Genomic DNA, 6,707 nt, shown 5'->3' with positions numbered 1-6,707 from the left:
ATGGTGCCTGTTGACAGCGACACAGCCCGTCGCATACCCCTTGTTTTGCTGGAGAGACCGGCTGAAGAAGTGCCTGTAACGGGAGCAGAACTTCCGCCCCCGGGCACCACTTTCTCAGGTAAACCCTTGGTTTCACTCCAGCTTTTAACAGCAGGTTGGAGCCGTAGACCATGTCGGCTCAGGTTACCTGTTTCATCCACTTTCTGAGAACCTCAAGCGGGTAACCTGTCCCGTAGGAATGGCCTACACCATCTGTGCGCCAGCCTCCGATCTGATCGACCACGTCTGCCGGACACTCTACGGCTCTTAGACGATCCCGCATTGAGTGCCTGAAACCGTGCATGGTGTATCCCGCTGGGACAAGTTCCCTCATCCACTTGTTCAAGGCGGCACTAGCCGCATTGGCATTTGTAGTATCGGACCTGTTGTATCTTGGGAATGCGAACTGAGACGAGCCAGCTTCTTTGAGTATGCGCTGCGCTGCCCATCTAGCGTGTCCTTCAAGTGGTACATCACGCTCACTGTCCTGCGTCTTCAAACGACGCCAAGGATGATAGCGAACGCGGACTGAGAGAGAACCATCGTCCGCACACATGAAGTCCTCTTTCACCAGCCCAGCAGCCTCAGCAAGCCGCATGCCTGTGTCTGAAACCAAGGCCACCAACCAACGCAAGTCATCATCAAGTTCCCTGCATTTCGCCTGAACGGTCACTATCGCTTCTCTAGGCAATGGGTTGCGGCCAGAGACCCCAGCGGAGCGGTCGTAGTAAACTCCAGAGAAAGGGTTGTGCAGCGAAAGCCCCTGCTCACTCGCTGCGAAGTTGGTAACGGCTCTGACTGTACCGAAAATCCTTGTGAGGCTGCTACCGGCGAGACCACGCGCGATGAGTGCGTCGCGGAACTTGTTCGCGTCCGCCTTGGAATAAACTTCGAGGTGTTTGTCGCCACAGGCATCAATCACGTAGCCACACGCTCTCTGAGCGCCCCGGTGAAACGTCAAGGGGCGTCCTTGGCCCTTCTGTGTACGATAAATCTCGACTGCCTCAGACAACAGTACAGAGGCAGCAGAAGTTTCGTTCAGAACAACTGGTGTTACGGCGGAGTTGTCTGCGCCAAGACGCAACATGTGCTTTCCAGGCAGTTCTGTATCCTGCGACCTCAGATGAAACCAATACTCATCCAGTTGATCAGCCGCTCTTCTTGCTCTCGCCGCCGCTACGTTTGCCGAGTGAGTACGCAAAGAAAATGCGATCCGAGAAGACGAGTAGTAGCGGCAAAGCTCCTTGGGGATGCGGCGACTGAAGTAAAAAACACCCTCCTTCACGAAGGTGTACTTGGGTGAAATGGTCTCTGACATGGTCTACGGCTCCAACCCGCTGTTAAAAGCTGGAGTGAAACCAAGGGTTTACCTGAGAAAGTGGTGCCCGGGGGCGGAATCGAACCACCGACACGAGGATTTTCAATCCACTGCTCTACCCCTGAGCTACCCGGGCACGGGAACGATGTTCATCGTTGGGTGGAGGCCTTCTATGACTTGCCACAGGCAGTGTCCAGAGGCTTTTTCAGATTTTTTCAGTGTGGACGCGATTGCTCGGTTTGACCTTCGGATCCATCCGTGTCCAAGTCCTCTTCCCGCTGCGACGGAACCGCATATGAGCCGTTCAACCACTTGGCCAGATCGAGGTCAGCACAGCGTTTTGAACAAAAGGGGCGGAACTTGGTTACCGTGTCTTCACCACAGATCGGGCAACTCATTTCAACACCTCCGTCAGTGGAATACGGCCGCGTTTGCGTTGCAGTTCGTAATGGCCCAATGGTGTCCAACCCGCCAGGGTGGTTTCAATTCCATCTGCCTTGAATGCGGCGCGCAGGGCTGATTCAAAACCGCGCCGATCTTTCTTGGGCATTGGGGCAAGGTCCAAGGTGATTTGCCCGCCCAGACCCCGCACGCGCAACGCACGTGCCAACACCTTGGCGCAGGCGAAGTTCGCCTTGGTTCCGGCGGCCATTGAGGTGTCGGATCCGGTGTTTACATCCACAGCGACCAGGGCGCGTGTGGGCTGAATATACAAGTGCCCGCCGCCCGGAAGCGGCTCGGAAATACCGCGCACCTCGTCCAACGCATCTAACACGCCCTGTGTTTCAAAGCTTCCGTCCTGCGTCACCACTTCGGCCGGGTCGGTCCAGTCGCGCCAGGCCAGAACGTGAGGGCCATCGCCCTCCAACAACAGTTCGGGTTCGGTTCCCGGATCATTCAAAACCTGATCGGCATGGGCCAGCATGGCGTTGATGTCCTCGGCGATCTCGCCCGCATCTTCACCCAGACAACAAGAGCGCAGAATCAGGCCATAAGTGCTGCCGTCCATGCAGTCATGCGCAATCTCAAGCAGACGGTCGCGCTCGTCCTCGTCACGGATTGAGCGTGAAATATTCAGGCCCGGCGCTTCGGGTGTGACAATCGCATAGCGGCTTTTGAACAGGATGCGATCTGTGACCGGCAGCGCCTTGCCCGGCTCTGCATAGCCAGTGATCTGCACCAGCATCAGGGTGCTCGGGGCCAATCCCTTCACCTGCCGCAAGAAGGCCGGACCGTCGGGAGTTGTCAGGAACATGCCGCCCTGCCCTTTGACGGGGCGGTCGGCACGGGCGCGGTAGATCGTGCCCGGTGCGGGGGCACCCCCTGCGATCAGGAAATCATCCAGCTTGCCATCCACCATTAAGGCGGCAGCTTCGCGGTTGTCGATATGATCCAGAACGATGGTGCGGCCCTTCATGACACCTCACGATACAAGGGATAGCCGATACCCTGCAAAAGGGCGGCAGTTTCAGACAGGGGTAACCCTACGATGCCGGTGAACGAACCTGAAATCCAGGGAATGAACGCCCCGGCCGGACCTTGAATGGCATAAGCACCTGCTTTGCCCTGCCAATCTCCGGTTGCCAGATAGGCATTAATCTCAACGTCCGACAGGCGCTTGACCTTGACCTGCGAGACCACATCACGTTGCAACACCCGATCCCCACGCCGCACAGCGACCGAAGTGATCACGCGATGCCGCCGACCGGACAGCGCATGTAGGAATTCGGCCGCCTGCCCCGCATCTTCGGGCTTGCCCAGAATGCGACGGCCAAGCGCGACGGTCGTATCCGCACACAGGGTGACATCATCGCTATCCGCCTGAATAGCCTGCACTTTTGCCCGTGTAATACGATTACAGTAAGGCACTGGCAATTCGCCTTTCAAAGGCGCTTCGTCAATGTCGGGGGCGCGAATTGCATCGGGCTGCACGCCAAGCTGGGCCAGCAGGTCCAGCCGCCGTGGGCTGCCCGATCCTAAGATAAACGCCATTGCGGCAGGCGTTACTTGAAGCGGTAGTTGATCCGACCCTTGGTCAGATCATAGGGGGTCATCTCGACCTGAACCTTGTCGCCGGCCAGAACACGGATGCGGTTCTTGCGCATCTTGCCTGCCGTATGTGCGATGATCTCATGGCCGTTTTCCAGCTCGACCCGAAACGTCGCATTAGGCAGGAGTTCCTTCACGACACCGGGAAATTCGAGCGTATCTTCCTTGGCCATGTTGTCTCCATCATTACGTTGCACCCGCAGAATCTACGGGGATGTGCGCTTAAATGAGCCCATTTTGGGCTTATTTCAAGGCCAGAATCACCTAAAGGCGCGATAATGTGACGGAATCGACTCGCGGCGACTGCTCCTCCCAATGAGTGCGGTTCAAAACATGCCCGTCGGTGCGAACTTCGGCAATTGCTGAAAGGTCGATATCCGCATAGGTCCATCCCGGCTGGCTCAAAGCGCCTTCGGCCAACACACCAGTCGCAGGAAACCCCTTGTCGGGTGGGCCGAAAATGCCGCCGGTGCCGGTATTCTTGTCCACCGCCTCGGACCAGTCATTGTCCCCGACCAGAGACGCCATCACCGTAACGCATTGATTTTCCAGCGCCCGTGACATCGCGCCGATCCGAACCCGCCAATAGCCTGCCAAAGCCTCGGTACATGAGGGGACTAGGATCAGATCGGCCTCGCTCAGCGCACGGCCCAACAGGGGAAATTCGCTGTCATAGCAGATCAACACGCCGATCTTGCCCAACGCGGTATCGAATAGTTTCAGCGGTCCGCCCGGCGCGATATCCCAGTCTTCGCGCTCAAAGCGGGTCATGATCTGTTTGTCTTGATGATCCTGCCCACCATCGGGCGCATACAGTGCTGCACGGTTTACCGGTCGGCCCGGCCCATCCACAATCGGGGCCGACGCGCCCAGAATGTAGATCTTGTATTCCTGCGCAAGAAGCTGATGCAGGACCTGCGCCGCTTCCATCCGATCAGACACTGCCCGGATCGAACGCTCAAGATCGCCCGCGACGTCGACCCCATCCAATGTCGACAACTCCATCGCACCGTATTCAGGAAAGACCAGCAACTCAGCCCCCTGTCCGGCGGCGTCTGAGACCCAGCGGCCTAGCTTGTCCTCATACTGCGCCCAACTGTCGAGCCAATCGAGGTTATAGGCAGCGGTTGCGACTTTCATTTTTTGAAACCCAGTTCTTTTGGTCACGCGACAGTAGATTGCAAATGGATAGCCTGTACAGCTCAATTGAACCAAAAGTAAGCGCGCCAGCCCGCAAATTACCCAGTACAGAGTTGGTTTGGACTACCCAATAAACCTGCATTACTGTCCAGATTTGCATTAACAAATTTCGGCAACGTTACCAAGCTGTCAAATCGGACGCTGTCGGCAAAATTGTAAAGCACCTTACCGGAGCGTAATCTGGCGGTGTTAGACTGTGTAACACTCAACCGATGCTTAGGGTTTTTCATAACGGGAGAAATTGACATGCCTCATTACATTAATCACTTCACTTGCTCGGCGGCGGCATGGCCAAAAGACCGCGAGGGGGAGATCGCTGCGTGGACCGATATGGTCGGCGACGCCAGCGAACTTGTGGAAGGGGAAGGCCCAGTCAAATTCACAGGTTGGATAAGCAATACTGAGGGCTATGTTCTCCTTGAGGCGGACTCCAAAGCCGAAGTAATTGGGATCTGTGCGCAATTCTGGCCGCTTTTTCACAATGACATCATGGAAATTGTGCCAACTGCAGAAGCAGGACCAGCAATTTTGGCTGGCGTAAAGCGAGGGTGGGAAAAGAAGGCATAGCACTTCGTTCTGGCGACCATCAGTTTCCCCTGAAGATCGGAAAGGCCGGCCAATTTGCGGGATTGCTACATGCTAACGGGTCAGCACCGTCTGTTAGATATCCCGTATCCAGAACTGCAGCGGCTTCAGCGTCTCGCCTTTTTCCCCGATATCCTTCCACGAGAACTGGGCGACGGCGCCTGACAGCGGCTCATATCCCCGCGCCCGCCAGAAGGCGTCCAGCGGCCGGTAGTTTTCGGGCCGCATCGGGTGATCCGCCGGGCGCTGTACGCCGCAAAAGGCGCATTTGCTGAAACCCAGTGCGCGGGCATGCTCCTCACGCAGATCGAAAAACTTATGGCCAACGCCCTGACCTCGATAATCGGACAGCAAAACGGATTCCGCGCAGTAGAAGATCTGCGACAGATCCAGCCCGGTGCCCTCAAACGCCGCCGCGAAATCGTCGGCGTGGTCAGTCAGCGGTGCCCCGGTTGACGCGCCAATCAGGCGATCGCTGTCAAAGGCGCCGACGACAATTGCTTTGTCGCTGTCACGATAGGATTGCAGATATTTCCGCTCATATGCCAGATCACCATCATAAAGGTAGGGCCACGCCCGAAACACTTCGATCCGCAAGCGCGCCACATCGTCCAGAGCGGCCTCTAGCGCCGCACCGGTCAGGGGGCGGACGGCGGTGACCTCAGCCACCGGACACCTGCTTGGTCCAGTCTGCAAGATTGTAGAAGGTGGTGACGCGGGTGATCTTGCCATCCTTAAGGTCAAAGAACGACCCCGCTGGCAGGCGGTAGGTCTGACCGTGGGCCTCGGGCAGGCCCTCGTCAGTTTCCAGATAGGTGCCGTTCACGATGAATTCGGCCGCTGCACGTGTGCCGCCCTTGGCCTCGAAAACCACGATATCAGTCAGGTTCTCGCGATAGCAGCGGTTCATATGATCGCAAAAGGCCGTGAATTTCTCTTTCCCGACACGAATTTGACCTTCGTTCACGTGATGGGCCACATCCTCGGACAGGCAGGCCAACATGCCCTCTACATCGCCGGCGTTGAAGGCATCGAAATAGGTTTGGACGGTCTGGTTCATGGTCACTCCGTAGGTTCGCCCCAGCGATCTTTCAGATGCTTGATGATCTGATCGCGGGTCTGTCGGTAGTGATGTAGCTTTTGTTCGCGATTCTCGCCCAGTCCAGTAGGGTCCATTATTGGCCAATAATCGACATCCAGATGAAAAACCCGTGTCAATTCCAGCGCCTGACGCTGACTGGCGGGCGACAGAGCCACGACCAGGTCGAAGGAACTAAGATCGTCGCCCCATTCCTGCATCTCATCAAAGGACCGCGAGCGATGCCGGGACAGCTCGACGCCGATCTCGTGACAAACGGAAATGCAAAACCCGTCAATCTCAAGGTCGTTATGGACGCCAGCAGACTGTACATAGGTGCCGGTACCATAGAATTTCTTCATGATACCTTCGGCCATCGGAGACCGGACCGAGTTGTGGTCGCAACAAAATAGGACCGACTGCGGCAAAGGCTTCACG

At 56.8% G+C, this 6,707-nt stretch carries 10 protein-coding genes and 1 tRNA gene; 1 reads left to right on the top strand and 10 read right to left on the bottom strand.

Annotated features, from left to right (window positions below; translation table 11 throughout):
- Positions 1–178: 178 nt before the first annotated feature.
- The 7 genes from ACR0AJ_RS19540 to ACR0AJ_RS19510 all read right to left on the bottom strand — a co-directional run bounded on the left by ACR0AJ_RS19540 (position 179) and on the right by ACR0AJ_RS19510 (position 4,546).
- The gene (locus ACR0AJ_RS19540; RefSeq protein WP_480647878.1) at positions 179–1,357 is read right to left on the bottom strand and encodes a DUF6538 domain-containing protein; all 1,179 of its coding nucleotides are present in this window, start codon (positions 1,355–1,357) and stop codon (positions 179–181) included.
- A gap of 61 nt (positions 1,358–1,418) precedes the next feature.
- Positions 1,419–1,493 (bottom strand) — tRNA-Phe (locus tag ACR0AJ_RS19535).
- A 79-nt stretch (positions 1,494–1,572) separates the two neighbouring features.
- The gene (locus ACR0AJ_RS19530; RefSeq protein ID WP_170350225.1) at positions 1,573–1,755 is read right to left on the bottom strand and encodes a DNA gyrase inhibitor YacG; all 183 of its coding nucleotides are present in this window, start codon (positions 1,753–1,755) and stop codon (positions 1,573–1,575) included.
- Complete coding sequence (locus ACR0AJ_RS19525; protein ID WP_170350224.1) at positions 1,752–2,774, bottom strand: ribonuclease E/G; 1,023 nt, start codon at positions 2,772–2,774, stop codon at positions 1,752–1,754. The genes ACR0AJ_RS19530 and ACR0AJ_RS19525 overlap by 4 nt, the downstream gene beginning before the upstream one ends.
- Positions 2,771–3,349, bottom strand: coding sequence for a Maf family protein (locus ACR0AJ_RS19520; RefSeq protein ID WP_480663103.1), 579 nt, complete (start codon positions 3,347–3,349; stop codon positions 2,771–2,773). Before ACR0AJ_RS19520 ends, ACR0AJ_RS19525 begins: the two co-directional genes overlap by 4 nt.
- 11 nt (positions 3,350–3,360) lie before the next feature.
- On the bottom strand, positions 3,361–3,579 hold the full coding sequence (infA, locus tag ACR0AJ_RS19515) for a translation initiation factor IF-1 (protein ID WP_005978431.1): 219 nt from the start codon (positions 3,577–3,579) through the stop codon (positions 3,361–3,363).
- Positions 3,580–3,670: 91 nt separating this feature from the next.
- Positions 3,671–4,546 carry a carbon-nitrogen hydrolase family protein gene (locus ACR0AJ_RS19510; RefSeq protein WP_480741678.1) on the bottom strand — a complete coding sequence of 292 codons (876 nt, stop codon included), beginning with the start codon at positions 4,544–4,546 and terminating at the stop codon, positions 3,671–3,673.
- 306 nt (positions 4,547–4,852) lie between these two features.
- Here ACR0AJ_RS19510 and ACR0AJ_RS19505 point away from each other — a divergent pair, with 306 nt between their 5' ends.
- Positions 4,853–5,173, top strand: a complete 321-nt coding sequence (locus ACR0AJ_RS19505) for a hypothetical protein (protein WP_170350221.1) — start codon at positions 4,853–4,855, stop codon at positions 5,171–5,173.
- A 93-nt stretch (positions 5,174–5,266) separates the two neighbouring features.
- Here the strand turns inward: ACR0AJ_RS19505 and ACR0AJ_RS19500 are convergent, their stop codons facing one another.
- Genes ACR0AJ_RS19500 through ACR0AJ_RS19490 form a run of 3 tightly spaced genes read right to left on the bottom strand, consistent with a single transcriptional unit; the run spans position 5,267 to position 6,706 of the window.
- Positions 5,267–5,860, bottom strand: a complete 594-nt coding sequence (locus ACR0AJ_RS19500) for a GNAT family N-acetyltransferase (RefSeq protein ID WP_480741676.1) — start codon at positions 5,858–5,860, stop codon at positions 5,267–5,269.
- Positions 5,853–6,251 (bottom strand): ketosteroid isomerase-related protein, encoded by a 399-nt coding sequence (locus tag ACR0AJ_RS19495; RefSeq protein ID WP_170350219.1) that lies wholly within the window; start codon positions 6,249–6,251, stop codon positions 5,853–5,855. Before ACR0AJ_RS19495 ends, ACR0AJ_RS19500 begins: the two co-directional genes overlap by 8 nt.
- Before the next feature lie 2 nt (positions 6,252–6,253).
- Positions 6,254–6,706, bottom strand: a complete 453-nt coding sequence (locus ACR0AJ_RS19490; protein ID WP_170350218.1) for an arsenate-mycothiol transferase ArsC — start codon at positions 6,704–6,706, stop codon at positions 6,254–6,256.
- Position 6,707: the final 1 nt, after the last annotated feature.

The sequence above is a fragment of the Ruegeria sp. CJ9 genome, assembly GCF_056536625.1.
Note: the sequence above shows the minus strand (reverse complement) of the source record. Positions and strands in the feature narration are given on the sequence as shown.